This window comes from Haloarcula litorea (assembly GCF_029338195.1).
Classification (GTDB): Archaea; Halobacteriota; Halobacteria; order Halobacteriales; family Haloarculaceae; genus Haloarcula; species Haloarcula litorea.
Genome location: NZ_CP119779.1, coordinates 449,193 through 474,612, shown reverse-complemented (window position 1 = coordinate 474,612; position 25,420 = coordinate 449,193). Strand labels below are relative to the sequence as shown.

The following is a 25,420-nucleotide window of genomic DNA, read 5'->3' as shown; positions in this document are numbered from 1 at the left end:
AGTATGCCCTCCGATACAGACAGCGAGGCGGTCCGCCGGCAGTTGTACGAGGTCGTCGAGGACGAGGAGCTGACGCTGGCGGAGACCCAGCGCCGGCTCCTCGCGACCGCGCGGGACGCGCTCGGCGTCGAGAACGGGCACGTCCAGCGGTTCGACGCCGACGGGACCCACACCGTCGTCGCGAGCGTCGGCGGGCCGACGGACCTGTTCCCGCCGGACTCGACGCTCGATCACACCACGACCTACTGTCGGCGCACCGTCGAGCGGGACGCCGCGGTCGCGCTCTCGGACGCCCCGGCGCAGGGGTGGGCCGACGACCCCGCCTACGAGGAGCACGGGCTCGACTGCTACCTGGGGACCACCGTCTTCGTCCGGGGCGAGACCTACGGGACGGTCTGTTTCGTCTCCCGCGAGGCCCGCGGCGACGAGTTCGACGCCGAGGAGAAGCTGCTGGTGGAGCTCGTCGCGCGGCTGATCGGCCGCGCGCTCGACGGCGCGGCCCACGAGCGCGAACTCGCGGCCCGCGAGCGCGAACTCAGCGACACGCAGGACAAGTACGCCTCCCTGCTCGAGACGGCACCGAACGCGATCCTCCTGATCGAACCCGAGACCGGGGCCGTCGTCGAGGCCAACGAGACGGCCGCGGAGCTGACAGGCTACGACCGCGCCGCCCTCCGTGAACGGACCGTCTTCGACCTCCACCCGGACGACGACCGGGAGCGCTACGAGCGTGTCCTCGAACGGTGTACCGAAGACGACGGGACCTGGGATCGGGTCGACGGGCGACAGCTCGTCGTCACCCGCCGCGACGGGACGGCGGTGCCCGTCGAGATCAGCGCCAACGTCGTCGAACTCGACGGGGACGAATACGTCCACTCCATCGTCAGGGACGTCACCGACCGTCGGGAACGCGAGCGCGAGCTCCGGGTCAAGAGCCGGGCGCTGGAGGCGGCCTCGGTCGGGATCACCATCGCCGACGCGACCGACGACGACCTGCCGGTGGTGTACGCCAACCCCGAGTTCGAGCGCCTGACCGGCTACGACCGCGACGACGTGCTGGGCCGGAACTGCCGGTTCCTGCAGGGCGCGAACACGGACGAGACGGCGGTCGCGGAGCTCCGCGCGGGGATCGCCGACCGCGAGCCCGTCCGGACGGAGCTACTGAACTACCGCGCCGACGGCACCCCGTTCTGGAACGAGGTGACGCTCGCGCCCGTCACGGACGAGGACGGCGACGTGACCCACTTCGTCGGCTTCCAGCGGGACGTCACCGTCCGGAAGCGCCGGCGGCGGCTCGTCGGCGTCCTGAACCGTGTGCTCCGGCACAACCTCCGCAACGACATGACCGTGGTCGGCGGGTACGCCGAGGTGCTCGCCGAGCGGACCGACGGCGAGACCGCCGACATCGCGAGACGGATCGAGGCCACGGCCGCGGACCTCACGGCGCTCAGCGAGAAGGCCCGGACTCTGGAGGCGGCGGTGACGGACCCTCAGCCACTCGACCAGCGCGACGCCGTCGCGGACGTCACGAGCGTCGCCGCCGAACTCAGCGAGGAGCACCCCGAGGTCGGGATCCGCGTCGACGCGCCCGACCACTGCGCCGTGATGGCGACCGACCGGCTCCGCACCGTCCTCCGTGAGCTCGGCGAGAACGCCGCGACACACGGCGCACCGCCGGTCACGTTCCGCGTCGAGCGCGACGGCGGCCGGGTCGCGATCCACGTCCGGGACGCCGGCGACGGCATCGAGGACACGGAGCGACTCGCGCTGGAGACGGGCCGGGAGACACAGCTCGAACACGGGACCGGTCTGGGGTTCCGGTTGGTCGACTGGATCGTCACCGGCCTCGGCGGCACCGTGACGACCGCCGACGCCGCACAGACGACCGTCACCGTCCGGCTCGCCGCGCCTCCCGACGATCCCCGCGCCGAGCGCGACGACCGGTCCCACCGCGGAGCGGTCGGCACGCGGTCGCCCTAACGCTCGATCCGGACGGTCGTCTCGTCGGCCAGGCCCTTCTCCTCGGGGTCGTCGACGTCGAGGTACGCCCCGATGGTGTACTCCCCGGGGGCGGCGTCCTCCCACTCCCGGTCGGTCACCTTGAACAGCTGTCGCCAGCGGCGGTGGAACTGCTTGCGCTCGCTCCGGTCGAACGTGAACTCGCGCGGCTCTTCGGGGACCGCCTCGGGGACCCGAGAGGCCTCCGGTGCGCCGTCGACGTGCCAGTTCCAGAGCCGCGGCGTCGGCGTCCGGAGGACGACGGGGAACGGGTAGCGGTTCCGCAGGGTCACGCGGATGGGGATCTCCTCGCCCACTCCGTAGGTCGACGCCGGCGTCTCGACGGTGACGGAGAGCGCGCGGTGTCGGAGCCGCGTCGGGAGCAACAGCCCGCTGAGCGAGCTGCTCGGGAGCGAGCGCATCGCCGACGGGGAGTAGTCGTCGTCGCGCTCGTTGGGGGCGAACGAGTCGTCGTCGTCACGCGCGATGGCGTCCGACTCGTAGATGCGGCGCATTACCGGCCGTTCGGGCGGGAGAAGCGAAAACGTTTCGTCGGTCAGTCGTCCGCGACGGCGTCGTCGGTCCCGCCGTTCTCGGCCGGGTCGTCGACGTACTCGTCGTCGTGGAGGTGACAGGCGATGGCGTGACTGTCGCTCATCGCCACGTCGCGGGGTTCGTCCCGCTCGCAGGGCGAGACGAACGCCTCGTCGAGCGTCGCCGCCGCCCCCTCGATGTCGCCGTCGGAGAGCCGGTCGATGGCCGAGGAGAGCTCGTCCTCGGCAGCCGGGTCCGACAGCCGGTCGGGGAGGTCGAACTCCTCGCGGACCAGTTCGCCGATCCGCTCCCGACCCAGCGTCACCGGGTCGTCGACGCTGTCTTCGGTGACGGCGGTCAGGGAGTCCACGTCCTCGGCACCGGCCGCGCGCAGTTTCAGGTCCATCACCGACCGCCAGGCGGGCTGTTCGAGGTCGTACTCGGCGGGCTGGATGACCTGCGGGCAGCGGGTGTGGAACCGACAGCCCGACGGCGGGTTCATCGGCGACGGTACCGTCCCGGGGAGGAAGATCTCCTCGCCCTCCCAGGCCGGGTCCGGTTCGGGCACCGCCGACAGCAGCGCCTCCGTGTACGGGTGGTACGGCGGCTCGAAGATCTCCTCGGTCGTCCCGACCTCCGCGATCTCGCCGAGGTACATCACGGCGATCCGGTCGGAGATGTGCTCGACGACGCTCAGGTCGTGGGCGATGAAGATGTACGAGAGGCCGTACTCGTCTTGCAGGTCCTCCAGCAGATTCAGGATCTGTGCCTGGACGGAGACGTCCAGCGCCGACACCGGCTCGTCGCAGATGATGACCTCCGGGTCGACCGCCAGCGCGCGGGCGATGCCGATGCGCTGGCGCTGGCCGCCGGAGAACTCGTGGGGGTAGCGGTTGGTGTGGCTTGCGTTCAGCCCCACCGTCTCCAGCAGGTCGTAGATGCGCTGCTGGCGCTCCTCGCCGTCGGCGATGTCGTGGATGTCCAGTGGCTCACCGATGATGTCCCCGACGGTCAGTCGCGGATTGAGGCTGGCGAACGGGTCCTGGAAGATGTACTGCAGGTCCTTCCGGAGGTCCCGGAGTTCGCTGGAGCCCAGCTCGGTGAGGTCCTGGCCGCGGTAGTACACCGACCCCTCGGTGGGTTCGGTCAGCCGCAGGAGTGCCCGGCCCAGGGTCGTCTTCCCGCAGCCGGACTCGCCGACGACGCCCAGCGTCTCGCCCTCGGCGAGGTCGATGTCGACGCCGTCGACGGCCTTCACGTCACGCGACTCGCCCAGCAGGCCGTCGATGAACCCGCTGGAGGCGTCGTAGTACTTCTTCAGCCCCTCCACGCGGAGGATGGGGTCGTCACTGGACATCGGTTCCCTCCTCGGTGATGACCGGCTCCTCGCCCTCGACGTGGACCTCGTAGTCCAGGTCGCCGTCGAGGTCGCCGGTGTAGGCGAGACAGGAGGCCGCTCGCTCGTCGTCGAGCGTGGCCTCCCGTCCGGTGTCGGGGTCCACGAGCGGCGGCTCCGTCCGCGCACACGACTCCTCGGCGTACGGGCACCGCGGGTGGAACGGACACCCGGGCGGCACGTCGACCAGGTCCGGCATCGTCCCGGGGATGGTCTGGAGCCGCTCGCGCTCGTCGCCGATGCGCGGGATCGACCCCATCAGCCCCACGGTGTAGGGGTGTTTGGGGTCGTAGTAGAGGTCCTCGACCGACGCTTTCTCGACGGTCTCGCCGGCGTACATCACCATCACGCGCTCGCAGATCTTCGCGACGACGCCGAGGTCGTGGGTGATGAGCTGGACCGCCGTGTCGAACTCGTCGGCGAGGTCCTGGATCTCGTCTAAGATCTTCGCCTCCGTGGTGACGTCCAGCGCCGTCGTCGGCTCGTCGGCGATGAGCAGGTCCGGGTCACAGGACAGGGCCATCGCGATGACCGCCCGCTGTTGCATCCCGCCGGAGAACTCGTGTGGGTAGTCGTCGTAGCGGTGTTCCGCGTCGGGGATCCCGACCCGGTCGAGCAGGTGGACGGCCCGGTCGCGGGCCTCGTCGTCGCCGTAGTCGAGGTGGTGGCGGATCGCTTCGGAGATCTGCTCGCCGACGGTGTAGACGGGGTTGAGCGCGGTCTGGGCGTCCTGGAAGATCATCGCGATCTCGTTGCCCCGCACGGAGCGGACCTCCTCCTCGCTCATCTCCAGGATGTCCTCGCCCTTGAACCGGATCGAGCCGCTCTCGATCCGGCCGGGGTCCTCGATGAGCCGCATCAGCGAGAGGGCGGTGACGGACTTGCCGGCCCCGCTCTCGCCGACGACGCCGAAGGTCTCCCCGCTCTCGATCCGGTAGGAGAGGTCGTCGACGGCGGTGACGACCCCGTCCTCCGTGTAGAACTTGACGGTGAGGTCGTCCACCTCCAGCAGCGTCATTCGGCACCTCCCGCGCCGGCGGCGCTGATCTCCTGTGCGTCTAGCGCGTCGTTGATGCCGTCACCGATCATGTTCATCGACATCACGAACAGGAAGATGGCACCGCCGGGGAAGATGGTCACCCACCAGGGGATGGTGCCGCCCGGTCCGGTGATGATGGTCGACCGGGTCTGGTTCAGCATCGTCCCCCACTCGGGCGTGCCGGGCGGGAAGCCCAGCCCGAGGAACCCGAGCGCGGCGACGCCGATGACGACCGTCCCGATCGCCAGCGACGCCTGCACGATCAGCGGTGCCAGGGCGTTGGGGACGATGTGCCGGAAGATGACCGAGCGGTCCCGGGCACCCAGCGCCCGGGCGGCCAGGACGTACTCGTCTTCCTTGACCGACAGCACCTCCCCGCGGATGAGGCGGGCGTAGCTCGCCCACCCGGGGACGGTGAACGCGATGACCAGCGAGACGTAGCCCCCGCCCAGCAGGGCGACGATGACCAGCGCCAGCACCAGGCCGGGGAACGCGAAGATGACGTCGACGAACCGCATCATCACCTCGTCGATCCACCCGCCGTAGTAGCCGGCGATCGCGCCGTAGGCCATCCCGATCGAGCCGGTGATGAACACCACGACGAAGCCGATGGAGATGCTGATCCGGCCGCCGACAAGCAGCCGCGAGAGGATGTCACGCCCGTTGGCGTCCAGCCCCATCGGGTGGGCAAGCGTCGGCGCGTTGAACCGTTCGAGGCTCGGGTCCGACAGGTAGAGGATCTGGTCCGGTTCGTACGGGACGATGGAGAACGGCTGGATGGGGATGCCGAAGACGACGACGGGCTGGGACAGCAGTGCCAGCACCGACATGAGGGCGACGACGTAGACCCCCAGCATCGCCGCGCGGTTCTCGCGGAACCGCCGCCAGGCGCGCTTCCAGCGCCCCTCGGTCCCGCCTTGCTCCGTCCCTTCGCTCCAGGCCGACAGGCTCTCGCGGTCGGTCACTCGCTCCGTGTCGAATCCAGTTATCTGGATGCGTCCTCGTTTCGTAGACATAGTTAGTCGTAGCGGATCCGCGGGTCCAGTACCGCGTACAGGATGTCAGCCAGCAGGTTCGCGAGGATGATCGCGGTCCCCGTAAAGAGTGTGATACCCAGTATCAGGTCGACCTGCCGGTTCCTGACTGCCCGGATCAGTTCCAGTCCGAGCCCGCGCCAGCCGAAGACGGTCTCGACGACGACCGACCCGGCGACGATCGAGGCCGTCAGGAACGCGGCGACGGTCGTCACCGAGATGAGCGAGTTCCGCAGGACGTGTTTCAGCACGACCGTCCGCTCGGGCAGCCCCTTCGCCCGGGCCGCGGTGACGTACTCCTTGTTCATCTCCTCGGACATCGACGACCGCATGATCCGCATCAGGTTCGACGCCGACGCGGTCCCGATGGTGATCCCCGGCATCAGCAGGAACGCCAGCGTCTTCGGATGCCACAGCGGCGTCCGCGGTGCCGTCACCGGGAAGACGTTCAGCGACACCGAGAAGATGAGGATGAGCATCAGCCCGAGCCAGAAGTTCGGCAGGGAGATCCCCGCCAGCGCGACGAACCGGCTGACGTGGTCGCCCAGCTCGTCCTTCCGGACGGCGGCGTAGATCCCCGTCGGGATGGCGATGGCGACGGCGAAGACCCAGCCGAAGATACCCAGGGCGACGGTCTCGGGGAGCTTGTTGACGATGATCTCGCTGACCTCCTGCTCGCGTGCCCCGTAGGTCGTCCCGAAGTCCGCGTGGAGCACGATGTCGCTCAGCCAGTTGAGGTACTGCTGCCAGGCCGGCTTCGTCAGTCCGTACCGTTGCTTGAGGCGGGCGATCTCCTGTGGCCCCATGTCGGGGTTCAGTCCGATCGCGACCTGGACCGGGTTCCCCGGCGTGAGCTTCACCAGCGAGAACGTGACGATAGACACCCCTAACAGGAGGGGGAAGATCAACAGCACTCGCTTGAGGATAAATCGACGAAGGCTCATTCTGGTTCGAGCCTAGCGGTCGAGGTACGTAATTTGTTCGTCCGCCGGGTTGTGCAGCGCGTACCCGACGATGTCCTGGACGCTCGGGTAGCTGTTGAAGCCCTTGACCTCGGTGCCGACGACACCGACGGTCGTGCTGTGAGTGATATAGGAGTTCGCGTTCTCTTCGAGGACGATCTCCCAGACGTCGTTGTACCGCTCACGCCGGAGTTCCTTGTCCTCGGCGACGTCGACACCGTACCGGGCGTTCCGCATCGCCTCGTTGAGCCGCTCGATGTCGATGTTCTGGAAGTTACAACACTGGGCGAAGTTCTCCGGGGAGTGGATGGACTTGGCGTAGCCGTGCGGGCCGAACCCACCGGAGAGGCCGATGACGGCGATCTTGCCCTTGTTGTAGTAGTTCTCGGTCAGGAGCTGGCTGACGAAGGTGAGGAACTCCTTCGTGTTGACCGAGACGTCGAAGTACTGGGTCCCGTCGATCTCCTGGTTCATCGACTGCGCGATGAGCTCGACGACCCGGACGCGGTCCTTGTTGTCGGAGTTGGTCTCGATGGTGACCTCGATCGGGTACTCGATGCCGGCCTCCTCGCCGACCTCGTCGAGCATCGTCGCGGCCTCCTCCTGCTCGTAGGTGTTGTACGGCTTCAGGTCCTCGGTCAGCTCCTCGTAGTCGGTCGTCCCCGTCGCCGCGGCCAGCGGCGGCAGCGGGACCCACGCGGGGTTCTCCCAGCCCTGGAAGATGTTGTTGGAGATGCTCGGCCGCGGGATGAGCTTGTTCACCGCGCGGCGGAGCTTGGCGTTCTGCCACGGTCCCTGGGTCACGGGGAACTGCATGAACAGGTACCCCGCGCCCGCCGTCGGTGCCGTCCGGAACTCCTCGGACTCCTGGAAGTTGGTCAGCGTACTCGAGGAGAGGCCCCGGGCCATGTCGACCTCGCCCTCCTGGAGCGCGGCCGCGCGGCTGGAGGGGCTGGAGATGACCGCGATGTCGACCTTGTCGACGACCGGTCCGTTGGGGAACTCGCTGGACCCGTCGAACCAGTCTTTCATCTCCGTGTCGAACCAGTAGTCGTCGACCTTCGTGTAGGTCGCGTAGTTCTCGTTCTCGTAGTCGGTCAGCCGGAAGGGACCGGTACCGAGCGGTTCGTGCTCCTCGCGCGGGTCCATCCCGCCAAGGGGCACGTTCTGCGGTTCGTCGGGTGCGCCCGTGATCTCCGTCGGGTAGATGCTGAACCCGGCGATCTCACGGACGAAGGCAGCGTCCGGGATCTGGGCGTAGAGCCTGACGGTGTAGTCGCCGTCGCTCTGGACGTCGAGCAGGGAGTCGAAGACCTGGCCGGACAGCGCCGAGCCACGGAGGCGCTGGTAGGAGGCGACGACGTTGTCGGCGGTCAGCTCTTCGCCGTTGACGAAGTTGATTCCCTCGTGGAGCTGGAACTCGTACTCCATCCCGAAGGTGCCGTCGGCGATGGCGTCGGGGGCCTCCTCGACGGTCATCACCTGGGCGGTGTCGCCGGCGGACGGGTCCGAGGGGTTGTCCGGGTGCTCGACGACGATCTGCTGGTCCGTGTCGATGAAGACGGTCCCGTCGTCGGTCTCGGCGTAGGAGACCTCCTTCATGTAGTCGGTGTAGGCCGTCCGCTGGATGTCCTGGACCTCCGTCTGCTCGTAGGACTCGGCGAGCCACGGATAGATGGTCCCGGAGGCGTCCGTCGTGATCATCGTCTCGTACAGGAGGTTGTGGTGGACCGAGGAGTTCGCGGAGGAACTCTCCGGCGGGTCGAACGTGTCGACGCCGGAACCGAGCGCGGCACGGAACGTCCCGCCCTCCTGGATGTCGGCCGGATCGACCGTCACCCGATCCTGTACGGGGTCGATGCCGCCGCCGCCACCGCCACCACCGCCACCGATCCCCGAGCAGCCTGCCATCGCAGCCACGCCGAGACCGGCGGCGGTCTGCATAAGGTTTCGTCGCGACAGTACGTCCATCAGACCCTGCGAACTTGTATCACTCATCTGAAATCACGCGTAGTCTATGATGACGAATACGCCCCTAAACTAAAAATTTTGCGCAAATTCACGCTGTAGTTACGGGTATTATGTCCAACTATCCGCGTATTACTGATTGCTCTTCCAACCTGAAATATCATATCAAAACGATTGATCTGTAGTAAAGTTTTACACCTTTGTTCCTGCCGATTACCGGCGACCCGAGCGACGACGGGCGGCCAGTACCGACAGACAGAGCGCGATGACGGCGACGCCGGCGGTGAATCCGGGTCCGCTCCCGCCGGTGGGTGTCGCGGTGGGCTCCGTCGTGATCGCTGTCTCGGTCACAGTCGTCGTCTCGGTCCGCTGGACGGCCGACCGCGGGACGTAGCTGTCCTCGCTGTAGCGGTCGGGGTGGAGCTGTCGGGTGGCGTTGTGGACGGCGTTGACGACGCTCCGAGGCGCGGGCTGGTTCAGGTTCCTCGTCCGGAGCCGGACCGTCGCGTTCCGCTCGCCGGCGGTCGTGCTCGCGTACGGTGCCTGCGTGACGATTCCGCTGGAGCGTTCGGTCACGATCAGCACCTCGGGGTCGAGTTGGAGAACGACCTCGTCGTTCAGTTGCGGGTAGCCGCTGTAGTTCCCGGCGGCGACGTTGTCCGCGCCGGCGACACCGATGATGGCGTCGATGAAGGTCCGGTCGGCGGCGACGTACCCGCCACCCAGGGGGTACAGCACCCGCGGCTCGTCCTCGACGTCGGCGGTCAGGTTCTCGATCGACCGGACGTTCGCGGTCATCCAGGCGTTCGCCTCGGCGGCCCCCGCACAGTTCCCGGTGAGCCGACCGACGGTCGTCGTCTTCCGACGGATGTCCTCGATGTCCGTCGCCTGGGACAGGTGGTAGACCGTCAGGCCGGCGTCACGCAGGGCCTGCACGTCGCCGGCGCTGGCGTTGGGCGCGATGACGAGGTCGGGGTCGGCTCCGACGACCGCCTCGACGCTGACGCCGAACCCGGCCGAGACGTTCGCCCGGCTGTCGGCCCCGTCGAGGTACGACGCGTACTGTGTCACCCCGACGACCTGTTCCTTCCCGCCGATCTCCCACATCGTCTGGGCGGCCGAGGGGTTGGTCGTCACGACCCGCTCGGGGCGTTCCTCGAGCGTCACCTCGGTCCCGGTCGCGTCGGTCATCGTCACCGGGAACGAGCAATCCCCGCTCGTCTGCCCGGCGTTCGCGGCGGCTGCCGGCGTCGCACCGGCGACGGCCGCGAGTAGCAGTGCTCCAACGAGTAGTAGTGCGCGTCCTCGCATCGTCAGCACGGGGGAACAGGAGCAATAAATATTTACCTACTGCAAGTCGGGTTGTAGTTATGCACGCGTGGCGACGGGCGCTCGGTCGGTCGGGAGCACTGGCGGTGCTTCTCGCCGCCGTCGTGATCGTCAGCGCCGGCGTCGGGCCGGTGTGGATCCCGCCGACCGACATCGCCGCCATCCTGCTCGACGCGGTCGCGGTCCCGACGGCCGTCGATCTCTCCGGACCGACGCTGGAGGTGACGACGCGATCGCTCCTCCGGGTACCGGTCGACGAGGTCGACCGACAGATCGTGATGCGGGTCCGCCTCCCGCGCATCCTGCTGGGTGCGGTCGTCGGGTTCTCGCTCGCGGCCGCCGGGACCGTGATGCAGGGGATCTTCCGGAACCCGATGGCCGATCCCTCGATCATCGGCGTCTCGTCGGGCGCGGCCGTCGGCGCGGTCGGCGTCATCGTCGCGCCGGTGGCCGTCCCGACGGGTCTGGGCATCCGCGGTGCCGCGTTCGTGGGCGCGCTGGCGGCCGCCTTCGGGGTGTACCTCATCGCGACCGAGAACGGGCGGACGCCGGTGGCGACGCTGCTGCTGGCCGGGGTCGCCGTCCAGACGTTCCTCGGGGCCGTCGTCTCGTTTCTCCTCTTGCGCAGCGGCGAGAGCATCCGGCGGGCGCTGTTCTGGCTGATGGGCCACCTCAAGGGGGCGACCTGGCCCGAGGTGTGGACGACGCTGCCGCTGGTCCTGCTCCCGACGCTCGTGTTACTCGCGTACGCGCGCGACCTCAACGTGATGCTACTGGGCGAGGAGGACGCCCGGAGCCTCGGGATCGACGTCGAGCGGACGAAGCGGGTCCTGCTGGGGACGGCCTCGCTGGTCACCGCCGCCGGCGTCGCCGTCGCCGGCGTCGTGGGCTTCGTCGGCCTCATCGTCCCCCACGTGATGCGGCTCGTCGTCGGCCCGGACCACCGGGTGCTCCTGCCGACCGCCGGCGTCGCCGGGGCCTCGTTCCTCGTGGCGACGGACACGCTGGCCCGGTCGGGGGCCGTCGAGGTGCCGGTCGGCATCGTCACGGCGGCGCTGGGCGCACCGTTCTTCCTCTATCTCCTCCGCCAGCGGGAGGTGCACGACCTGTGATCGGCGAGGCGGGCGAGTCGTCGACGGACCCGATGGTCGAGGCGACCGGCGTCTCGGTCGCGCTCGGGGGGCAGCGGGTCCTCTCGGACGTGGACCTGACCGTCGAGCGGGGCTCGATCGTCGGCCTCGTCGGCCCGAACGGTGCCGGCAAGACCACGCTGCTGCGGGCGCTCAGGGCGACGCTCGCGCCCGACGCGGGCACCGTTCGGGTGGCCGGCCGCGACCTCGCGGACTGTTCCGCCCGGGCGGTCGGCCGGCTGGTCGCCAGCACGCCCCAGTCGGTCTCGCTGTCGTTCGAGTTCACCGTCCGCCAGGCCGTCGAGATGGGGCGGACCCCCCACCTGGGCCGCTTCGACCGGCCGGACGCCGAGGACCGCGACGCCGTCGAACGCGCGATGGAGCGGGCCGAGGTCGCGCGCTTCGCCGACCGGCCCGTGACGTCGCTGTCGGGCGGGGAGCGCCAGCGGGTGTTGCTGGCTCGCGCGCTCGCACAGGCCGCGCCGGTCCTCCTGCTGGACGAGCCGACGGCGAACCTCGACGTGAACCACGCCGTCCGGACGCTCGATCTCGTCCGCGAGCGGGTCCGCGAGGGCAAGACCGCCGTCGCGGCCATCCACGACCTCAACCTCGCGGCGCGGTACTGCGACGAGCTCGTCCTGCTGGCCGGCGGCGAGGTCCGGGCGGCCGGGCCGCCGGCCGACGTGCTGACCCACGAGACGCTGGCGGCCGCCTTCGACGCCGAGACGCTCGTGACCCGCCAGCCGGCCACCGACGCGCCGCTGGTGACGCCGCTGTCCGACCGGACCGCCCTCGACCGGACGGTCCACGTCGCCGGGACCGGGCGGGCGGCCGCGGCCGCCGTCGCCCGCCTCGCCGCCGCCGGGGCCGCCGTGACCGTCGGCGTGGTCCCGGCCGGCGACGCCGCCGCCGAGCGCGCCCGGGAGCTGGACTGCGAGGTCGTCACGGTCCCGGCCTTCGCCGGCGTCGACGCGGCGTCCCGGGAGCGTGCGGTCGAACTCGCCGCGGCGGCCGACGCCGTCGTCGTCGCGGGCGACGTGGGCGACGGGAACCGGCCCGTCGTCTCGGCGGCCGACCGCCTCGTCGCCGTCGCGGGCGAGGGCGTCCCCGAGGTCGACTCCCGCCGGACGACGGTCGCGGACGTGGACGGGCTGCCGACGGCGGTCGCGGAGGCCTGCACGACGGCTCGGGACGACGGCGACCGTCCGAGGGTTCCGACGGAGTAGTGGGGGCGAGAACCGGGCGGCGGTCACTGCTCGGGGAGCCGCATCGCGAGGCTGTACATCCGCCCGGTGAACTCCTCGCCGATGGACTCGACGAGGCGCTCGGCCCGCTCGACGAGGGCGTCGCCCAGCGCCACCGGGAGGTGGTCGGCGGCGTCGACCGTGACCGCGGCGTGGGCCGAGAGGTGGCTCGCGGTCCAGGGGACCGGATCGAGCAGCGTCCGCTCGCGGTCGAACGTCCAGCCGAGGCCGTCGAAGAGGTACCGGAGCAGCGACGCCGGGTAGAACGTCAGCATCGGCCGGCCGGTCGCCAGTTCCGTCGCGGCGTTCTCGACGGCGAAGAGGTCCGCGACTGCGGCGTCCTCGGGCAGCGGCGCGTAGTCGTCGACGACGAGGTGACAGTCCGGCGCGGCGACCCGCGTGAGGTCGGCCGCGACCCCCTCCAGCGCCGGCGGGTCGAGGACGTTACAGAGCCCGTGTGCCGTGACGAGGTCGACGCTCCCGTCGGGCAGCGGCGTCCGGCGGAGGTCGCCCTCGATCACGACGAGCCTGTCGGCGTGGTCGCGACAGCGCTCCCGGACCGAGGCGGCGTGTTCGGGATCGTCGGTGACGGCGTAGACGCGCTCGGCACCCGCTGCCAGCAGGCCCGCGGTGGCGTTGCCGACGCCGGCCCCGGCCTCCAGACAGACGCGTCCCTCGACGGGGCGGTCCGCGAGTGCGGTCTCGACGGTCTCGGGCACGGACGACTGGTCGTCGCGTCCCACTGTCAGTGGTGGAGCTGTTCGGGGACCGGGCTGTCGTCGTGGCGGGCGCGCTCGATCAGCGTCCGCTGTGTCGACTCGTCCATCCCCTCGTAGCGGTCGGCGGCGTCGAACACCATCGCCACCAGTTTCGGGTCACCCGGGGTGACGACGGTGTCCAGCCCGCGGGCGGCGGCGAAGTCGAACCGCTCGCGGATCGCGTCGGGCCGGTCGACCGGCCGGTACCAGTTCGCGTAGGGCCGGTCGGCCTCGGCCAGGTCGTCCTCGGGCGGCCACGACCCGTCGGCGAAGGCCTTGATCCCAAGCGTCCCGACGCCGGCCTCGTCGGCCCGTTCGAGGACGGCCTCGTAGTCGTACTCCTCGCCCGACTTCCCGGCGACGACGGGGTTCAGCGGGAACATCACCGTCTCCAGGTCGTCGATGCGGTCGATGGCGTCGGTGATGAGCCCGGGATCGGCGTGGCTCGTCAGGCCGACGTGGTCGATCTTGCCGGCGTCCTTCGCGTCGCGGATCGCCGCCAGCGCCCCGTCAGCGCCGGTGATCTCGTCGAGTTCCGACTCGTACTCCAGCCCGTGGATCTGGTAGAGATCGATGGTGTCGACGCCCAGGCGGTCCAGCGACCGCTCGATCTTGGCCGCGGCCCCCTCGTAGCCCCGCTCTTGGGTCTTGCAGCCGAGGAAGATCTCCCCGCGGTGCTGGCGGAGCTTCGGCCCGAGCTTCAGCTCCGCGTCGCCGTAGGTCGGGGCCACGTCGAAGTGGTTCACGCCGTACTCCAGCGCGAGTTCGACGAGGTGGTTCGCGCCCGCCTGTTCCAGCCAGTTCAGCGCGATCGCCCCGAACGTCGCGACGCTGCTCTCCTGCCCGGTGTCGCCGAGCGGTCGAGTCTCCATACAGACGGCTCGGTCGCCGCGGTAAAAATGTTGATGGGCGTAGGCTTTTGGTCGGCAGTCGCCTACGCCGAGCTATGTGTGGCCGCTACAGCCTGTTCGCCCCGCCGGAGGCCATCGAGGGGCGGTTCGACGCGACGTTCGACTTCGCGTTCGAGCCCCGGTACAACGCCGCTCCCGGCCAGTCGCTCCCGGTCGTGACCGACGACGAACCCGACACCATCCAGCGGATGGAGTGGGGCCTGATCCCGTCGTGGGCCGACGACCGCTCGGACCACCAGTACATCAACGCCCGCGCCGAGACCCTGGCCGAGCGGCGGTCGTTCGCCGACGCCTACGAGGCCCGACGCTGTCTCGTGCCCGCGGACGGCTTCTACGAGTGGGTCGACGGGGCCGGGAGCGACGGCGGGAAACAGCCCTACCGGGTCGCGCTCCCCGACGACGACCTGTTCGCGATGGCCGGCCTCTACGAGCGCTGGGAGCCGCCGCAGCGACAGACCGGGCTGGGCGAGTTCGGCGGCGGTGGCTACGGCGACGACGAACGGGAGGTCGTCGAGACGTTCACCGTCGTCACGACCGAACCGAACGAGACGGTCGCCGACCTCCACCACCGGATGGCCGTGCTCCTCGCCCCCGAGGAGGAGGAGACGTGGCTCACCGGCGGCACGGACGAGGTGGCCGACCTGCTGGACCCCTACGACGGCGCGCTGCGGGCCTACCCCGTCTCCACGGCGGTCAACAGCCCGGCCAACGACCGGCCGGACCTGATCGACCCCGTCGAGGTGTAGCCGGCGCGCCGACGGAAGACATATCCGGACCGTGGGACTCGTTTCACGTATGCCCCCTGAGCTCGACCGACGGCGGTCGCTCCTCGCGGTCGCCGTCGCCGCCCTCCTCCTCGCGGCCGCCGGCCCGTCGGTGAACGCCCTCCCGGGGTTCTCGGATCACACCGGTCCGACGGAGCTTCGTGTCGCCAGCTTCGAGCGCGCCGGTGCCGGCTGTGCCGAGGAGTTCCAGTACGCCGCCAGCTCCACCGGCGGCGGTCGCATCGCGAGCAGCGGGACGGTCACGGCTGCGGGTCCCGACGCCGACCTCTCGGTGTGGACGGAGCGGACCTCACCGCCCGGCGCGGACCTCAGCACGTTTCGCGTCCACCTCGACACCCACGGCGGGAACGAGGCCGCGACCGACTGCGAGACCGCCGTCGGCTACCGCCTCTCGCTGACGCTGACGGGCGGGTCCGACGAGGGCCTGCTGCCCGACGCGCACGGCTACCGCGTCCTCTGGCTGGAGAACGGCCGGTACGCCGGCTGTTCGGCCAGCGTGACCAGCCCGCTGTCGAGTGGCTGCCAGCGGTTCGCGGAGCGGCCCGACCGCGCCTGGGCCAACGGGTCGGCGTCGGCCTGACACCGGGACGCTGCCCGCACATCTTCGGGGCAGTGGTTAGCGGCCCCCGACCGCTACCGACCGGTATGCGACAGCCACAGCGGGCACCGACGGAGCCGACGGTCGCGGCGAGCGTCACCGACCTCGTCGGCGACACGCCGCTGGTCCGACTGGACGCGTTCGCCGAGAACCTGCTGGGGAAGGTCGAGGCCGCGAACCCCTACTCGGTGAAAGACCGCATCGCGCTGTACATGGTCGAGGCGGCCGCCGAGTCCGGCGACCTCCCGCCCGGCGGCACCGTCGTCGAGGCCACGAGCGGCAACACCGGGATCGGCCTCGCGATGGTCTGTGCCGCCCGCGGCTACGACTGCGTGCTGACGATGCCGGAGTCGATGAGCGAGGAGCGACGCCGCCTGCTGTCGGCGCTGGGCGCGGAGCTGGAACTGACGCCGGCCGACGACGGGATGAGCGGGGCCATCGAGCGGGCGAACGAACTGGCGGCGGCCGACGACGCCGTCCGCGCTCGTCAGTTCGAGAACGAGGCCAACCCCCGCGCCCACCGCGAGACGACCGGTCCGGAGATCTGGCGGGACACCGACGGCGCGGTCGACGCGGTCGTCGCCGGCGTCGGCACCGGCGGGACGATCACCGGCGTCTCGGAGTACGTGAAAGAAGAGCGGGACGCGTCCCTCACCTCGGTCGCCGTCGAACCCGAGTCCTCGACACTGCTCTCGGAGGGCGACCCCGACAGCCACGACATCCAGGGCATCGGGCCGGGGTTCGTCCCCGACGTGTTGCGGACAGACCTGCTGGACGAGGTGCGGACGGCCAGCGCCGACCAGGCTCGGACCGCTGCCCGCCGGCTCGCCGCCGAAGAGGGAACTATGGTCGGGATCTCGTCGGGCGCGGCGCTGCACGCCGCCGCCGAGTACGCCGGCGAGAACCCGGAGGAGACGGTCGTCGTCGTCCTCCCGGACACCGGCGAGCGCTACCTCTCGACGGACCTCTGGACGTAGTCACTGCCGGCTCACCGCACGAACTCGTGTGGGTCCGTCTCCTCGGTCAGCGCCCGGTCGTCGCCGCCCTCTGGGAACGCCCCGCCGGCCAGCAGGAGCCACAGCCAACAGGCGGTTGCGAGCGCGATCCCGACCAGCGGCACCGCGAACGTCGCGCCGGCGAGCAGCGGGAGCGACTGGACGACGGCGACGCCGCCGAACGCGACCACGCCGAGGGCCCGACCCCAGGGCCGCCGGCGGAGGACGCCGACGCCGGTCGGGAGGAGGCAGAGGCCCAACACTGCCTGCGCGCCCGCCAGCACGAGCGCGGGCGGGCGACCGCCGGAGAGCAGGCCGAGCGTGCCGGCCGCCGCCTGTACCAGGCCGAGTCCGAACGCGAGCGCCGCGACGACGGCAAGTCCCGACCCGTCGCTCGTCGGTGACATACACGGCGCTCCGACGGCGACCGGCAAGTGCTTGATGGAGAAGCGGAGCCGCGGCGGACTACTGCGCGACGCGGCCGAACGCCAGCGTCCCGCTGATGTTGTCGATGTAGGCCTCGACGACCTGGCCCTCGCGGGCCCCGGAGACGAAGATGGTGTACTTCCCCTTCTCGGCGACGCCGTCGCCCTCGCGGCCGGTGCCGGTGATCTTCACCTCGTAGGTCTTGCCCTCCTCCAGCGTGGGCTTTTGCTGCTGGCCCCCGGTGTTGACGCTCTTCTCGACCGGACGGAAGGCCCCGCAGGCCTGACAGCGGAGCATGTCGACGCCGTCCTCCGTCTTGAGGACCGTGTCGGGCAGGCCACACTCCGAGCAGGTGACGAACTCGGCGATGTAGGAGTCGATGGCCGACTGGAAGTCGCTCGTGTCGAAGGAGCCGTTGTAGCGGGCCTCGCCGCCGTCGAACTGGCCGTTGGTCCCGAGTTCGCGCTGGATGGCGCTGTGGAGGTGCTGGGGCTCGCGGGAGAGCGCGTCGGCGATGTCGTCTAAGTTCGTCAGGCGGGTGAACGCGCCGTCTGTCTGTCCCTCGGGGTCGGGGACCGAGAGCCGGTCACCGCCCTCGCCGGGCTGTTCGGGGAGCGTGTCGTACGCTCGGTCGAGTGCGTCGTCGTAGTTCATACGGGCTAGAGCGGCGTCCGCGTTAAATGGGTTCCGTGACAGCGGCTGGCACCGGCCGACGCCCCCCGGCGACCGGCCCTCAGCACTCCCCCAGTGGAATGCGGAGGCCCGCGCCACGTCGCTCGACGGTCGTCCCGAACGGCGCAGAGAGCGAGCCCATCCGGTCGCGGAGCCACCGAGCCGCGCGCTCGCCGGCGAGCCCCACCGAGTTGTCGGCGATCCGGACGGGGACGAGGTCCAGCGCCTTCAGTGTCCCGTCGTCGACGACCAGCTCGAACAGGAAGCTCCGGTCGTTGTGCAGCCCCTCCTTGACGAGGTAGTCGTCGACGATGTCGCCGGCGTCGTAGACGATCGGCCGGCCGCGGTAGGTCTCGACGCCCTGGATCACGTGGGCGCTGTGGCCGTGGACGACGTCGACGCCCCGGTCGATCAGCCACCGGGCGAACCGCCGCTGGGCATCCGAGGGGCGGGCCTCCCAGTTCGGCCCCCAGTGCAGCGACGCGACCAGCAGGTCCGGGTCCGTCTCGCGGGCCCGCGCGAGCGCGTCACCGACCCAGTTCCGGGTCAGGGTGTCGTCGACCCGTAGCGGCGCGTAGGCCGTCCCCGGCGCGTTCGCGCGGGCGGCGTAACTCGGCGATCGGTCGGTGACGGCGACGACGGCCACGTCGAGGTCCCCGGCGGTGAACGTCGTCGGCGCGAACGCCGCCCGGCGGTCGGGGCCGGCTCCCGCCGCCGGGATCCCGGCGTCGTCGAGGTGGGCGAGCGTGTCGGCGAACGCCGCCCGGCCGAAGTCCAGCACGTGGTTGTTCGCGAGGCTGGCGAAGACGGTCCCGGCGGCCTCCAGAGCGGGGACCGCCCAGTCGGGTCCGGCCCGGAAGTGGAAGGTCCGGCCGGGTCGCGGCTCGCCGCGGTCGGAGACACAACACTCCAGGTTCAACAGGAGCCCGTCGGCGGCCCGGAGCCGTTCCCGGAGGCCGCCCCAGACGCCGGCGGGGTCGCGGCCGTCCCACTCGTCGTCGACGTTCCGCCCGAGCATCGCGTCCCCGGCGAACGCCAGCCGACGGCGCTCGTCGGTGTCGACGCTCGGCGGACACGCCGCCCGGTCTCCGGGGCCGACGCCGAGACAGCCGCCCAGGGCGGCCAGCGAACCGGCGAGCAGCGAGCGCCTCGTCGGTGCCACGCCGGCTATCGGCGACGGCGGGTCTTGAATGTCCGTGTGTCCCGGTCCGCCCGACGGGTAGTGGGGAGCTCGCGTGTCGACCCGCGCCGCCACTGTACTGTGATGATGTGGGTGAACACCAACTAATAATCCTCACACCGGCGTTACGTACGGTCTATGAACCAACTGGCGGACGACGCCAAACAGGCGATGATCGACCGCTGGGACCGGGTCTTCCAGACGCTGTCGGCCGAGCCGCGCAGACAGATCGTCGTCGCCCTCGAGGAAGCGCCGCCGGACCGGGCGCTCTCGCTGCCGGAGGCGGCCAACCCGTCGTACCTGCGCCGGGACCCGGAGGAACTGACCGTCGAACTCGTCCACTCGCACCTCCCGGTGCTGGCCCGCGGCGACTACGTCCGGTGGGAACGCGAGCCGTTCACCGTCGAACGGGGGCCGGCCTTCGAGGAGGTCGCGGTCGTGTTCGCGGCGCTGCAGGACTACGCCACGGAGTTGCCTCCACAGCTCACCGAGGGGTGTCAGCGCCTGGAGGAGCGGCGTCGGGGTGAACCATGAGCGAGGACCACGACCCGACCGTCGTGCTCGCGCGGGCCATCGCCGAGGTCGAGGGGACGTCGCCACACGCGCTCGGCTACTCCCTCGGGGAGTACGTCGACACGGACGCCGTCCGGCAGCTGCTGGCGATGGACAACGTCGACTGGACGCTCACCGTCACCGTCCACGACCACGAGGTGGCGATCGACGGGGACGGACGCGTCACCGTCGACGGGACGGTCGTCCGCCGGCTCGAGGACTCTCTGGTCGAGGAGTCCTGACGCCCGGCGGCGGCCGGGTCCGCTCACTCCCGGCGGTCGTCGTCGACGTTGTGCCCCTCGGCCAGCGCGTCCGCGGCGTGGGTCGTCCCCCTACTCGTTCACGCCGATGACGTGGGCGTCCCCGGGATCGAAACCGACCGTCACCGACTCCGCCGGCGGGTCGACCGTCCGCAGCCGGAGCGCCTGCCCGCGCCAGTCGAGGTGGACGCGGGTCGACTCGCCGAGGAACTCCGCGCTGGTGACCGTCGCCGACAGCGTCGTCGTCCCCTCGCCGAGCGTCAGTCGCTCCGGCCGGACACAGATGGTCAGGCGGTCGCCCGCGCTCACGTCGGTCCCCTCGCTCAGCCCCACCGTCAGCCGCTCGCCCTGAACTTCCAGGGCCGCGACCGGCCCGTCCGGCCCCGTCTCGACCGCCCCGACCCGGCCCGTCAGGACGTTGTTGTCGCCGACGAACTCCGCGACGAACCGCGTGGCTGGCCGGCGGTAGATCTCCCGCGGTGGCCCGACCTGCTCGACGCGGCCGTCGTCGACGACGGCGACGCGGTCCGAGACGGCCAGGGCCTCCTCTTGGTCGTGGGTGACGTAGACGGTGGTGATGCCCAGCTCCCGCTGGATCTCGCGGACCTGCACCCGCAGGCGCTCCCGGAGCTTCGCGTCCAGGGCGCTCATCGGCTCGTCGAGCAGCAGGACGTCCGGGCCCGGCGCGAGCGCGCGGGCCATCGCCACCCGCTGCTGTTGCCCGCCCGACAGCGTGTCCGGGTCCCGGTCGGCGGCGTCGGGCAGGTCCACCAGGTCGAGCAGCTCCGCCACCCGCTCGCCGCGGCTCGCCCCGCCGGGCGGGTCCGCGAACCGCAGGCCGTAGGCGACGTTCTCGCCGACGCTCATGTGCGGGAACAGGGCGTAGTTCTGAAAGACGACGCCCACGTCCCGGTCCTCCGGTGGCACCCCGTCGACGGCGTCGCCGCCGAACCGGACGCGCCCGTCGTCGGGGGTCTCGAACCCCGCGAGCAGACGCAGCGTCGTCGTCTTCCCGCAGCCCGAGGGACCGACGAGCGTGAAGAACTCGCCCTCGCGGACCGACACCGAGACGTCGTCGAGCGCCGTCGTGTCCCCGTACTCGCGGGTCACGCCGTCCAGCTCGACGGCGGGCGGCTCAGAGCCCACCGTCCGCACCCCCCACCCGGTCGATGACGACGAAACTGACGCTGGTCACGACCAGCAGGACGACGCCCATCGCCGTCGCCGGGCCGAGCCGGCGGCCGATGAACCGCTCGATGGCGACGGGCATCGTGAACTGGTCGGTGCCGGTCGCCAGGATCACCGTCGCCGAGAACTCCCCGACCGAGAGCGCGAACGCGAACGCCGCGCCGGCGACGACGCCGGGCCAGACCAGCGGCAACTCGACGTCGGTCAGCACCCGCGCCCGCGGCGCGCCCAGGGCGCGGGCGGACTCGACGAGCGAGCGGTCGAGCGACTCCAGCCCGGGCGCGACGGTGCGGACGACGAACGGGTAGCCGGAGACGGCGTGGGCCGCGACGATGGCGACGGCCCCGCCGACGGCTAGTCGGGTGCCGCTCACCTCGACGCCGAACACCAGCCCCCGGAGCAGCCCGAGGCCGACGACGATGCTGGAGACGGCCAGCGGTGCCATCGCGACCGCGTCGACGACCTTCCGACCCCGGTAGTCGCGGGTCGTCAGGACCGCCACGACGACGCCCATCGGGAGCGCGACCAGCAGCGACCCGACGCCGAAGACCAGCGAGTTCACCACCGCGTCCCACGGCTGGACCTGGAACGTCGCCGCCGTCGACTGTCGCTCGACGAGGAAGCGGTAGTGGGCCAGCGTCAGCCCGTCCGGGCCGGTCACGCTGGCGAGCACCATGCTCGCGACGGGGGCGACGAACACCGCCAGCGCCGCGACGGCGTAGGCCGCCAGTCCGACCCGGGGAAGCAGTTCCCCGACCGACAGCGAGGGCGGCCGGAGCGGCCGCCGCGGGAGCGGGCGGATGCCCCGCGCCCGCGTGCTGTGGCGGGCCTCGTAGCGGAGGTAGCCGTACAGCAGGCCCAGCGAGATGGCCAGTTCGACGACGGCCAGGGCGGCCGCCTCGGCGTACTGGAGGTCGCGAACGAGCTGGTAGACGAACACCTCCACCGTCGCCAGCCGGAACCCGCCAAGGGCCAGCACGATCGGGAAGCTGCCGAAGGTGAACACGAACGTCAGCGCCGCGCCCATCAGCACGGCCGGGTACAGCTGCGGGGCCACCACGTCCAGGAACGCCCGCCGGGGGCCGGCACCGAGGCTGCGGGCCGTCTCGACGGCACTCGCGTCGACGCTCTCCCAGGCCGCCGTCGTCACCCGCGCGACCAGCGGCGCGTTGTAGAAGGCGTGGGCGACGACGACGGCCTCCAGCGTGAACAGCAGCGTCACCCGCTCCAGTCCGAGCGCCGTCAGGACGCCGTTGAGCGTCCCGGTCCGGCCGAACGTGGCGACGAAGCCGACGGCGACCATGATCGGCGGCAGCACGAACGGCAGGATCGTCAGCGACCGCAGCGTCTGCCGGCCGGGGAACTCGTAGCGCGCCAGCAGGTACGCCCCCGGCAGGCCGAGCGCGACGCTGGCGACCGTCGAGACGGCGGCCTGGTAGGCCGTGAACCCGATCACGCCGAGCCGGGGGTCGGGGTCGGTCAGCGCCCGCACGACGACCGACGGCGGCGTCCCCGTCAACAGACGGGCGAACTCGCCCGCGTAGAAGACGTCGGTCAGCAGCCGCCGGTACACCGAGAGCGTGAGCCGGCCGCCGACGAGGACGCTGTCGACGAGCACCGTGGCCACCGGGTAGTAGAAGACGACCAGCAGGAGCGCGACGGTCCCGGCGGCCAGCGCGGGCAGCGCCCAGCGTTCGGCGGCGGCCCGGACCCGCCGGTGGCGACCGCGCTCGGACGCCGTCCCGTCGGTGGCGTCGGCCACGTCAGTTCTGTGCGAACTGCTGGCTCCAGTCCTCGATCCAGCCGCCGACCGACCCCTGCAGCTCCTCGTAGGTGAACGTCACCGGCGTCGGGGGTTCGAGCGCGTACTTCGCGTAGCTCTCGGGCAGCGCGGCGTCGGTCGTCGCCGGGAAGGCGACGTTCCGGACGGCGATCTCGCCCTGGACCTCCGGCCGGAGCATGAACCGTACGAACTGCCGGGCAAGGTCCGGCCGGTTCGTCCCCGCGAAGACGGCCATCCCCTCGGGGTTGGCGTACCCCTCGTCGTTGAGGAAGCGGACGCGGTGTTTCTCCAGGTTCTGGTCGTAGCGGTTGGCGTACACCCGGTCGGTCGAGTAGGAGGTGACCATCGGGGCCTCGCCCTCCGACCACGCGCTGTAGGCGTCGTCCCACGACCCCAGCACGCGGACGTCGTTGGCCTGCAGGTCCGCCCAGTAGTCGAGGTAGCCGTCCGGGCCGAACTCCTCGACGGTGTGGAGCAGGAACGCCCGGCCGGTGTCGGAGCTGCTGGGGTTCTGCGTGATGAGGTCGCCCGCGAACTCCTCGGCCAGCAGCCCCTCGAAGCCGTCGGGCGCGGTCATCCGGGTCCCGTCGTAGACGAGGCTGACGTAGCCGGTGTCGAACGGGACGGCCCGGCCGGCGGGGTCGAACCGCAGGCCGTCCTTGACGTCGCCGTCGCCGACGTCGCCGGCCTCGGCGAACAGCCCCTCCTCGAGCGTGGCGTCGATGCGCACCAGGTCGTCGGCGCTGAGGCCGACGTAGACGTCCGCCTCGACGTCGACGCCGGCCTTCCGGCGCTCGATGAAGTGGTTGACCTCGTTGGTCGGCGTCTGCCAGACGACGCTCGCGTCGAACTCGCTCTCGAAGCGCTGCTTGAGCCACGCCCCCGGACTGGAGGAGGGCGCGTCGATGAACGACCCGTAGGTCGCGACCACCAGCGTCGGCCCGTCGTCGCCGGCCGTCCCGGTCGTGGTCCCGCCGCTCTCGTCCGACCCGCCGAAGCCCGTACAGCCGGCCAGTAGTCCCGCCGCCGCGGCACCGCTCGCCGTGAGGAATCGCCGTCTATCCATCACCCAGTGGTCACACTCAGTGGTACTTAACCCCCGTGTTCTCCGGGGACGGCGGCCGGCCCCCTCAGCCGAAGAGCACCACGGCGTTGTGGGCGACGACGACGAGCGTGACGAGGGCGAACAGCGCGAGGAAGACGGCCGCGTCGCGGTCCGAGAGGACGGCCCAGCCGACGACGAGCCAGACCATCGCGGCGAACTTCACGAGCCACAGCCCCGCGAGCCCGAACGTCGAGAGCAGCGCACCGACGACGGCGTTGCCCTCGCGGTAGCCCAGCGCCAGCCCGCGCATCGTCAGCAGGACGTCGGCCACCGTCGCGGCGACGATGACCGTCCACAGCGCCGCGTGGGTCCGGGTCAGCCGCCGCTCCCGGCGCAGCGTGAACAGCGCGTCGGCGTCCTCGTCCCGGGAGACGACCGGCATCGACGGGACCAGGGACCGGACCGGCAAGAGCGCTCGGGTCGCCGCACACCTTTTTGCCGGCCTGGGCCGTCTCACCCGACAGGATGCCCGCGTCGCTCCTCGACCGCGCCCCCGACGACCGCCTCCAGGTGCTCGACCCCGACGGCCAGGTGGTCGCGCCCGACCTCGTGCCGGACCTCGCCGACGAGACGCTCGTCTCGATGTACCGCGATATGCGGTTCGCCAGGCAGTTCGACGAGCGACTGGTCAGCCTGCAACGACAGGGGCGGCTCGGTACGTACGCCCCGCTGGCGGGCCAGGAGGGCGCGCAGATCGGCTCGACGTACGCGCTGGCCGACGACGACACCGTCTTCTTCCAGTACCGCGAGCACGGCGCGCTCGTGGCGCGGGGCCTCCCGTGGGAGTACCTGCTGTACTGGATGGGCCACGAGCGGGGCAACGCGGCGCTGGCGGACGTGGACGTCTTCCCGCTGAACATCTCCATCGGCGGCCACCTCCCCCACGCCGTCGGCTGGTCGTGGGCGGCGAAGAAGCGCGGCGACGAGCGGGTCGGCGTCGTCCACTTCGGCGACGGCGCGACGTCGGAGGGGGACTTCCACGAGGCGATGAACTTCGCCGGGGTGTTCGACACGCCGACCCTGTTCGTCTGCAACAACAACCAGTGGGCGATCTCGGTCCCGCGGGACCGACAGACCGCGAGCGACACCATCGCACAGAAGGCCGCCGCCTACGGGTTCGACGGCGTGCAGGTCGACGGGATGGACCCGCTGGCGACCTACGTCGCCACCGAGGCGGCCCGCGAGCGGGCGCTGGACCCGGGCGAGGCCGCGCGGCCGACGCTGCTCGAACTGGTCCAGTACCGCTTCGGTGCCCACACGACCGCCGACGACCCGGAGGTCTACCGCGACGAGGCCGAGGTCGAGGCGTGGCGGGACCGCGACCCGCTCGCGCGCTTCGGTACCTACCTCTGGGACCGCGGCTTGCTCGACACCGAGCGGCTGGACGCGATGAACGCGGCCATCGAGGACGACGTCGCCGACGTCGTCGACCGGGCCGAGGAAGTCGCCGCCGACCCGACGGACCTGTTCGCGGACGTCTACGCCGAGCCGACCGACCGCATCGACGAGCAACGCGAGTACCTGACCGCCCTGCGGGAGCGACACGGCGACGACGCCCTGACCGACGAGTGAC

Annotated in this window: 25 protein-coding genes; 9 read left to right on the top strand and 16 right to left on the bottom strand. The window is 70.9% G+C overall.

What is annotated here, in order from left to right; translation table 11 throughout:
- Positions 1-3: 3 nt before the first annotated feature.
- Entirely contained in the window at positions 4-1,980 is a 1,977-nt protein-coding gene (locus P0592_RS02565) for a PAS domain-containing protein (RefSeq protein WP_276272702.1), read from the top strand.
- On the opposite strand, the gene P0592_RS02560 is transcribed toward P0592_RS02565, so the two are convergent.
- The 7 genes from P0592_RS02560 to P0592_RS02530 all read right to left on the bottom strand — a co-directional run bounded on the left by P0592_RS02560 (position 1,977) and on the right by P0592_RS02530 (position 10,242).
- Positions 1,977-2,513: a DUF7974 family protein gene (locus P0592_RS02560; RefSeq protein ID WP_276272701.1), complete on the bottom strand. Its 537-nt coding sequence runs from the start codon at positions 2,511-2,513 to the stop codon at positions 1,977-1,979. The genes P0592_RS02565 and P0592_RS02560 overlap by 4 nt on opposite strands.
- A gap of 41 nt (positions 2,514-2,554) precedes the next feature.
- Positions 2,555-3,889 (bottom strand): ABC transporter ATP-binding protein, encoded by a 1,335-nt coding sequence (locus P0592_RS02555; protein WP_276272700.1) that lies wholly within the window; start codon positions 3,887-3,889, stop codon positions 2,555-2,557.
- Positions 3,879-4,946 (bottom strand): ABC transporter ATP-binding protein, encoded by a 1,068-nt coding sequence (locus P0592_RS02550; protein ID WP_276272699.1) that lies wholly within the window; start codon positions 4,944-4,946, stop codon positions 3,879-3,881. The genes P0592_RS02555 and P0592_RS02550 overlap by 11 nt, the downstream gene beginning before the upstream one ends.
- Entirely contained in the window at positions 4,943-5,983 is a 1,041-nt protein-coding gene (locus P0592_RS02545; protein ID WP_276272698.1) for an ABC transporter permease, read from the bottom strand. The genes P0592_RS02550 and P0592_RS02545 overlap by 4 nt, the downstream gene beginning before the upstream one ends.
- Before the next feature lie 2 nt (positions 5,984-5,985).
- A complete protein-coding gene (locus P0592_RS02540; RefSeq protein ID WP_276272697.1) occupies positions 5,986-6,945 on the bottom strand; it encodes an ABC transporter permease in 960 nt (319 codons plus the stop codon).
- A gap of 12 nt (positions 6,946-6,957) precedes the next feature.
- Positions 6,958-8,874: an ABC transporter substrate-binding protein gene (locus tag P0592_RS02535; protein WP_276272696.1), complete on the bottom strand. Its 1,917-nt coding sequence runs from the start codon at positions 8,872-8,874 to the stop codon at positions 6,958-6,960.
- A gap of 270 nt (positions 8,875-9,144) precedes the next feature.
- Positions 9,145-10,242 carry a PGF-CTERM-anchored ABC transporter substrate-binding protein gene (locus tag P0592_RS02530; protein WP_276272695.1) on the bottom strand — a complete coding sequence of 366 codons (1,098 nt, stop codon included), beginning with the start codon at positions 10,240-10,242 and terminating at the stop codon, positions 9,145-9,147.
- A 59-nt stretch (positions 10,243-10,301) separates the two neighbouring features.
- Between P0592_RS02530 and btuC the strand changes: the two genes are divergently transcribed.
- Positions 10,302-11,372 carry a vitamin B12 ABC transporter permease BtuC gene (btuC, locus tag P0592_RS02525; protein WP_276272694.1) on the top strand — a complete coding sequence of 357 codons (1,071 nt, stop codon included), beginning with the start codon at positions 10,302-10,304 and terminating at the stop codon, positions 11,370-11,372.
- A 32-nt stretch (positions 11,373-11,404) separates the two neighbouring features.
- Positions 11,405-12,616: a heme ABC transporter ATP-binding protein gene (locus tag P0592_RS02520; protein WP_336406670.1), complete on the top strand. Its 1,212-nt coding sequence runs from the start codon at positions 11,405-11,407 to the stop codon at positions 12,614-12,616.
- 23 nt (positions 12,617-12,639) lie between these two features.
- On the opposite strand, the gene P0592_RS02515 is transcribed toward P0592_RS02520, so the two are convergent.
- Together P0592_RS02515 and P0592_RS02510 are read right to left on the bottom strand one after the other, a co-directional pair.
- Entirely contained in the window at positions 12,640-13,377 is a 738-nt protein-coding gene (locus P0592_RS02515; RefSeq protein ID WP_276272692.1) for a class I SAM-dependent methyltransferase, read from the bottom strand.
- Positions 13,378-13,379: 2 nt separating this feature from the next.
- Positions 13,380-14,264: an aldo/keto reductase gene (locus P0592_RS02510; protein ID WP_276272691.1), complete on the bottom strand. Its 885-nt coding sequence runs from the start codon at positions 14,262-14,264 to the stop codon at positions 13,380-13,382.
- Positions 14,265-14,338: 74 nt separating this feature from the next.
- On the opposite strand from P0592_RS02510, the gene P0592_RS02505 reads away from it, so the two are divergent.
- The 3 genes from P0592_RS02505 (at position 14,339) to cysK (ending at position 16,663) form a co-directional block, all read left to right on the top strand.
- Positions 14,339-15,049: an SOS response-associated peptidase gene (locus tag P0592_RS02505; protein WP_276272690.1), complete on the top strand. Its 711-nt coding sequence runs from the start codon at positions 14,339-14,341 to the stop codon at positions 15,047-15,049.
- A gap of 49 nt (positions 15,050-15,098) precedes the next feature.
- Positions 15,099-15,668 carry a hypothetical protein gene (locus tag P0592_RS02500; RefSeq protein ID WP_276272689.1) on the top strand — a complete coding sequence of 190 codons (570 nt, stop codon included), beginning with the start codon at positions 15,099-15,101 and terminating at the stop codon, positions 15,666-15,668.
- A gap of 65 nt (positions 15,669-15,733) precedes the next feature.
- Complete coding sequence (gene cysK, locus P0592_RS02495) at positions 15,734-16,663, top strand: cysteine synthase A (RefSeq protein ID WP_276272688.1); 930 nt, start codon at positions 15,734-15,736, stop codon at positions 16,661-16,663.
- 11 nt (positions 16,664-16,674) lie between these two features.
- Here cysK and P0592_RS02490 read toward each other — a convergent pair whose 3' ends face one another.
- The 3 genes from P0592_RS02490 to P0592_RS02480 all read right to left on the bottom strand — a co-directional run bounded on the left by P0592_RS02490 (position 16,675) and on the right by P0592_RS02480 (position 18,941).
- Positions 16,675-17,088, bottom strand: a complete 414-nt coding sequence (locus P0592_RS02490) for a hypothetical protein (RefSeq protein WP_276272687.1) — start codon at positions 17,086-17,088, stop codon at positions 16,675-16,677.
- Positions 17,089-17,146: 58 nt separating this feature from the next.
- Positions 17,147-17,761, bottom strand: a complete 615-nt coding sequence (locus tag P0592_RS02485) for a translation initiation factor IF-2 subunit beta (RefSeq protein WP_276272686.1) — start codon at positions 17,759-17,761, stop codon at positions 17,147-17,149.
- Between the two features lie 79 nt (positions 17,762-17,840).
- Positions 17,841-18,941, bottom strand: a complete 1,101-nt coding sequence (locus P0592_RS02480; RefSeq protein WP_276272685.1) for a CapA family protein — start codon at positions 18,939-18,941, stop codon at positions 17,841-17,843.
- Positions 18,942-19,097: 156 nt separating this feature from the next.
- Here P0592_RS02480 and P0592_RS02475 point away from each other — a divergent pair, with 156 nt between their 5' ends.
- Positions 19,098-19,493 (top strand): hypothetical protein, encoded by a 396-nt coding sequence (locus P0592_RS02475; RefSeq protein ID WP_276272684.1) that lies wholly within the window; start codon positions 19,098-19,100, stop codon positions 19,491-19,493.
- On the top strand, positions 19,490-19,753 hold the full coding sequence (locus P0592_RS02470; protein ID WP_276272683.1) for a HalOD1 output domain-containing protein: 264 nt from the start codon (positions 19,490-19,492) through the stop codon (positions 19,751-19,753). Before P0592_RS02475 ends, P0592_RS02470 begins: the two co-directional genes overlap by 4 nt.
- A gap of 90 nt (positions 19,754-19,843) precedes the next feature.
- On the opposite strand, the gene P0592_RS02465 is transcribed toward P0592_RS02470, so the two are convergent.
- From P0592_RS02465 to P0592_RS02450, 4 genes are all read right to left on the bottom strand, one after another.
- Positions 19,844-20,917, bottom strand: a complete 1,074-nt coding sequence (locus P0592_RS02465) for an ABC transporter ATP-binding protein (protein ID WP_419181112.1) — start codon at positions 20,915-20,917, stop codon at positions 19,844-19,846.
- Positions 20,907-22,721: an ABC transporter permease gene (locus tag P0592_RS02460; RefSeq protein ID WP_276272681.1), complete on the bottom strand. Its 1,815-nt coding sequence runs from the start codon at positions 22,719-22,721 to the stop codon at positions 20,907-20,909. Before P0592_RS02460 ends, P0592_RS02465 begins: the two co-directional genes overlap by 11 nt.
- A gap of 1 nt (position 22,722) precedes the next feature.
- Complete coding sequence (locus tag P0592_RS02455; RefSeq protein WP_276272680.1) at positions 22,723-23,808, bottom strand: thiamine ABC transporter substrate-binding protein; 1,086 nt, start codon at positions 23,806-23,808, stop codon at positions 22,723-22,725.
- 64 nt (positions 23,809-23,872) lie between these two features.
- On the bottom strand, positions 23,873-24,229 hold the full coding sequence (locus tag P0592_RS02450; RefSeq protein ID WP_276272679.1) for a DUF5658 family protein: 357 nt from the start codon (positions 24,227-24,229) through the stop codon (positions 23,873-23,875).
- 83 nt (positions 24,230-24,312) lie between these two features.
- Between P0592_RS02450 and pdhA the strand changes: the two genes are divergently transcribed.
- On the top strand, positions 24,313-25,419 hold the full coding sequence (gene pdhA, locus P0592_RS02445; protein WP_276272678.1) for a pyruvate dehydrogenase (acetyl-transferring) E1 component subunit alpha: 1,107 nt from the start codon (positions 24,313-24,315) through the stop codon (positions 25,417-25,419).
- Position 25,420: the final 1 nt, after the last annotated feature.

Bases quoted from the DNA above. Each gene is read 5' to 3' on its own strand.
- P0592_RS02565 (WP_276272702.1), top strand. From the start codon at position 4: ATGCCCTCCGATACAGACAGCGAGGCGGTCCGCCGGCAGTTGTACGAG.
- P0592_RS02560 (WP_276272701.1), bottom strand. From the start codon at position 2,513: ATGCGCCGCATCTACGAGTCGGACGCCATCGCGCGTGACGACGACGAC.
- P0592_RS02555 (WP_276272700.1), bottom strand. From the start codon at position 3,889: ATGTCCAGTGACGACCCCATCCTCCGCGTGGAGGGGCTGAAGAAGTAC.
- P0592_RS02550 (WP_276272699.1), bottom strand. From the start codon at position 4,946: ATGACGCTGCTGGAGGTGGACGACCTCACCGTCAAGTTCTACACGGAG.
- P0592_RS02545 (WP_276272698.1), bottom strand. From the start codon at position 5,983: ATGTCTACGAAACGAGGACGCATCCAGATAACTGGATTCGACACGGAG.
- P0592_RS02540 (WP_276272697.1), bottom strand. From the start codon at position 6,945: ATGAGCCTTCGTCGATTTATCCTCAAGCGAGTGCTGTTGATCTTCCCC.
- P0592_RS02535 (WP_276272696.1), bottom strand. From the start codon at position 8,874: ATGGCAGGCTGCTCGGGGATCGGTGGCGGTGGTGGCGGTGGCGGCGGC.
- P0592_RS02530 (WP_276272695.1), bottom strand. From the start codon at position 10,242: ATGCGAGGACGCGCACTACTACTCGTTGGAGCACTGCTACTCGCGGCC.
- btuC (WP_276272694.1), top strand. From the start codon at position 10,302: ATGCACGCGTGGCGACGGGCGCTCGGTCGGTCGGGAGCACTGGCGGTG.
- P0592_RS02520 (WP_336406670.1), top strand. From the start codon at position 11,405: ATGGTCGAGGCGACCGGCGTCTCGGTCGCGCTCGGGGGGCAGCGGGTC.
- P0592_RS02510 (WP_276272691.1), bottom strand. From the start codon at position 14,264: ATGGAGACTCGACCGCTCGGCGACACCGGGCAGGAGAGCAGCGTCGCG.
- P0592_RS02505 (WP_276272690.1), top strand. From the start codon at position 14,339: ATGTGTGGCCGCTACAGCCTGTTCGCCCCGCCGGAGGCCATCGAGGGG.
- P0592_RS02500 (WP_276272689.1), top strand. From the start codon at position 15,099: ATGCCCCCTGAGCTCGACCGACGGCGGTCGCTCCTCGCGGTCGCCGTC.
- cysK (WP_276272688.1), top strand. From the start codon at position 15,734: ATGCGACAGCCACAGCGGGCACCGACGGAGCCGACGGTCGCGGCGAGC.
- P0592_RS02490 (WP_276272687.1), bottom strand. From the start codon at position 17,088: ATGTCACCGACGAGCGACGGGTCGGGACTTGCCGTCGTCGCGGCGCTC.
- P0592_RS02485 (WP_276272686.1), bottom strand. From the start codon at position 17,761: ATGAACTACGACGACGCACTCGACCGAGCGTACGACACGCTCCCCGAA.
- P0592_RS02475 (WP_276272684.1), top strand. From the start codon at position 19,098: ATGAACCAACTGGCGGACGACGCCAAACAGGCGATGATCGACCGCTGG.
- P0592_RS02470 (WP_276272683.1), top strand. From the start codon at position 19,490: ATGAGCGAGGACCACGACCCGACCGTCGTGCTCGCGCGGGCCATCGCC.
- P0592_RS02455 (WP_276272680.1), bottom strand. From the start codon at position 23,808: ATGGATAGACGGCGATTCCTCACGGCGAGCGGTGCCGCGGCGGCGGGA.
- P0592_RS02450 (WP_276272679.1), bottom strand. From the start codon at position 24,229: ATGCCGGTCGTCTCCCGGGACGAGGACGCCGACGCGCTGTTCACGCTG.
- pdhA (WP_276272678.1), top strand. From the start codon at position 24,313: ATGCCCGCGTCGCTCCTCGACCGCGCCCCCGACGACCGCCTCCAGGTG.